The sequence below is a fragment of the Curtobacterium sp. MCSS17_008 genome, assembly GCF_003234185.1.
GTDB lineage: Bacteria > Actinomycetota > Actinomycetes > Actinomycetales > Microbacteriaceae > Curtobacterium.
On sequence record NZ_QKSM01000029.1, the window covers coordinates 1 to 3,219 of the forward strand.

2 protein-coding genes are annotated in these 3,219 nt (G+C 76.5%); both read right to left on the minus strand.

Translation table 11 applies throughout. The features are described 5' to 3' along the window. Positions 1-1,359, minus strand: a 1,359-nt coding sequence (locus tag DEJ23_RS15250) for an amidohydrolase family protein (RefSeq protein WP_309147092.1), incomplete at its 3' end; no start/stop codon positions are given. Then, a complete protein-coding gene (locus tag DEJ23_RS15255) occupies positions 1,356-3,053 on the minus strand; it encodes an adenosylhomocysteinase (protein WP_111241082.1) in 1,698 nt (565 codons plus the stop codon). The genes DEJ23_RS15250 and DEJ23_RS15255, both read right to left, overlap by 4 nt. Positions 3,054-3,219 lie beyond the last annotated feature (166 nt).

A 3,219-nucleotide genomic window follows, 5' to 3' on the forward strand; every position in this document is an offset into this window, starting at 1 on the left:
GTCGTGGGTGGCGCCGGGGGCGGGGGGCCACGGGTGGACGGTGCCGCCACTGGCCCGGACGACGCCACGGACGATCGTCGCGACGGCACGACCGGCCCCGTCCTCGACGAGTTCGGCGAGCGCGTCGGGCACGGTGCGGGCGTCGACGTCGAAGACGGACAGGTCGGCGCGGGCCCCGACGGCGAGGTGCCCGGTGCGGTCCGGTCCGACGGCGAGCCCCATGGCGTGGGCACCGCCGAGCGTCGCGGCCGCGAGCAGCCGCTCGTGCAGGTCACGGTGCCCGTACCCCTGCGAGCGGGCGATCCGGTGCAGGGCGGTGACGTCGGCCATCGGGTCGAGGGAGGGCGACGACGACAGCGAGTCGGTGCCGATGGCGATCGGGCTGCCCTCGCGCAGGTATTCGGCGACCGGCGGCGGGTCGAGCCCGATGACCGCGTTCGACCGCGGGCACAGGGCGACCGTCGTCCCCCGGGCGCGGAGGAGCGCACGGTCGGACGCGGTCAGGTAGACGCCGTGGGCGATGTGGCAGTCGGGCCCGAGCACGCCGAGCCGGTCGACGAAGGCCGTGGCGCTCGCTCCGAAACCGAGCGCGCGCATGGCCCGGAAGGACGGGACGTTCGCCAGGTGCCAGTCGGCGCTGTGCCCGACGCCGTCGACGCCCTCGAGCCCGGGGACCGGTCCGAGGGCGATCCGCTCCCCCTCGAACGCCGCCTCGCCCAGGTGCAGGTGCAGTCGGAGGCCGCGCTGGCGCACGATGTCCGGCAGTTCGAGGAGCGGTGCCACGTCGAGCGAGTACGGGGCGTGCGGGGACAGGCCGGCACCAGGGGTGGTGGGGATGCGCGCGAGCTCGTCGAGGACCTGGTCGCGTCCGTGGGACTCCCACGCCGCGTTCTCCCAGTCCATGACCTCCCAGTACGTGATCCCGCCCAGGCCGTGCTGCTCGAGGACGTCCGCCGCCTCGATGTCCGTGACGATGTCGGCGATGCTCGTCACACCCGCCGCGATCGAGGCGACGGCACCCGCCGACGCCTCTGCCCGCCAGTCGTGCGGCAGCGCGTAGTCCTCGTTGAACGCGGCCGCCCAGTCCTCGAATCCTGCGTACTGCCGCCGGCCGACACCGCTCATGCCAGTGTACTGCAGATGCGAATGCGCATTGACGAGGCCCGGCAGGAGCGCGCCCCGCCACCGCCGTTCCGTCCAGGTGCGCCCGGCTGCGTCGAGCTGGTCGACCACCCACGAGCGATCGCCGACGTGCAGGATGCGGCCGTCCTGCACCGCCACCGCGCCGTCGGCGATCGGTGGCGCCGTCATCGGCACGACCACGCGAGCGGAGTGCACGACGACGGTCCCGGCGCTCACGCCGGGACCCCGAAGCGGTGGGTGCGGACGTCCGGCTCGCGGTCGACGGGTTGCGCGGCGATCCGGCCGGGAGGAGCGACCCGGCTCCCCCAGGCGGCGAGCGCCGCGCGGGCGGTCGCCTCGTCCACCGCGGCGTCGACCGTCACGACCGTCCGGTCCAGCTCGTCGCCGCGCTCGACCAGCATGCGCAGGGCGCCGAGCTGCACGGCGAACGACAGGTCCATGATCTCGACGGGGTTCCCCTCCGCCGCGCTCGTGTTCACGCCGCCACCGCCGGCGAGCACGACCACGTGGTGCCCGTCCGGCCACGTCAGGCGTTCCGCGTGCGGGGCCTCGCCCGTCCGGACGGCCCCCGCGGCAGTGGCGTCGACGAGTGCGACCTCGTGGTCGACGCCCCCGGCCACCGAGACGACCGCGCCGGCGGCGCAGGCCCGCAGGGCGGCGTGGTCGATCGTGTCCGGCGCCCCGGTGGCACTCACCACGAGGTCGGCGTCGCGCACGGCGTCGACGAGCGGCGCGACGGCGTGGCCGGCGAGGCGCGCCTGCAGCGCCCTGACCGGGTCGACCTCGGCGACCGTCACCCGCAGCCCCAGCGCGACGAGCACCTGGGCGACCCCCTCGCCGACGGGACCGAACCCGGCGACGACGGCCGAGCCTCCCGGCCTGACCCGGTGCACGCCGGACGGGAGCCCGTCCACCAGGTCGAGCGTCGCGAACACCGTCGACTGGCCCGTGCCGTGGCGGTTGTCGGGGAACGTCTTCGTGCGGGCGTCGTTGACGGCCACCACCGGGATGCCGAGCGCGCCCCGCTCGGCCATGACGCGCAGGGGCCGCAGGCCGCTCGTCGTCTCCTCCGCGGCACCGAGCATGGTCGGCAGCAGGTCGGGACGTTCCTGGTGGGCGAGACGGATCAGGTGCGAACCGTCGTCGAGCAGCACGTGCGGTCGGGTGTCGAGCATCGCCAGGGCGAGCCGCCGCTGCTCCGCGGGCGATGCGGTGCTGCTGGCGTGGACGGGCAGCCCGGCCGCGCGCAGGGCGTCGGCGACGGCGTCGTCCGTCTCGTCGGCGTGCGCGTACACGACGACGTCGGCACCGGCGTCACGGAGGAGCAGGCTGAGCACCGCCGTCTTCGGTTCGAGGACCATCGAGACCCCGACCCGGGTGCCGCGGAGGAGCCCGCCGTCCCGGAGCTCGGCGGCGACGGCGCGGGAGACCGGCATCGAGCGCCGGGCCCACCGGATCCGCGCGTCCGCGGCGGGGTCCGGCTCGGGCTCCCGACCCGTGGACACGAGGAAGACGTCGTCGGAGAGCGCGGGGACGGCGAGCACGCCGGGCCGGGCCGGGGCGACCGGGCCGAAGGCGTCCTCGTCGACGGCGGGGGCGTACCGCCCGGCGTCGACCACCACGAGGGTCGCGCCGCGGGGACGATCTGCCTCGCCCTCGACGGCAGCGGTGGCCTCGTCCGGGTCCCCCAGGCACCAGAGGTGGTCGACGGGCTCGGAGGCGGGCCCGGCGTCCCGGGCAGCGCGGGCACCGAGCGCGGTGAGCAGCGCGGTCAGGGCCGCGGCGTCGCGGGGGTCGCCGCCGACGACCCGGAAGGTGCGGGCTGCGACGAGCAGGTTCGTCGCCGCGGCGAAGCGGCGGACGGCGGCCGAGGCCCACGCGGCCCGCTCGGGGTCGGGTCGCTGCGGCATGGGGCCATCGTAGGGCGCGCCGGGGTCGGGTCGTGTCGCGGGTGGTCGACGGGGGCGGCAGGGCCGAGGCGGAGGCCACCGCACGCCGGCTGCTCGACCGCATCGGGCTCGCCGACTTCGCGGGCGCCTACCCGGACCGGCTCTCCGGCGGCCAGCAGCAGCGCGT

Coding starts and splice junctions, on each gene's coding strand:
- DEJ23_RS15255 (WP_111241082.1), bottom strand. CDS start 3,053: ATGCCGCAGCGACCCGACCCCGAGCGGGCCGCGTGGGCCTCGGCCGCC.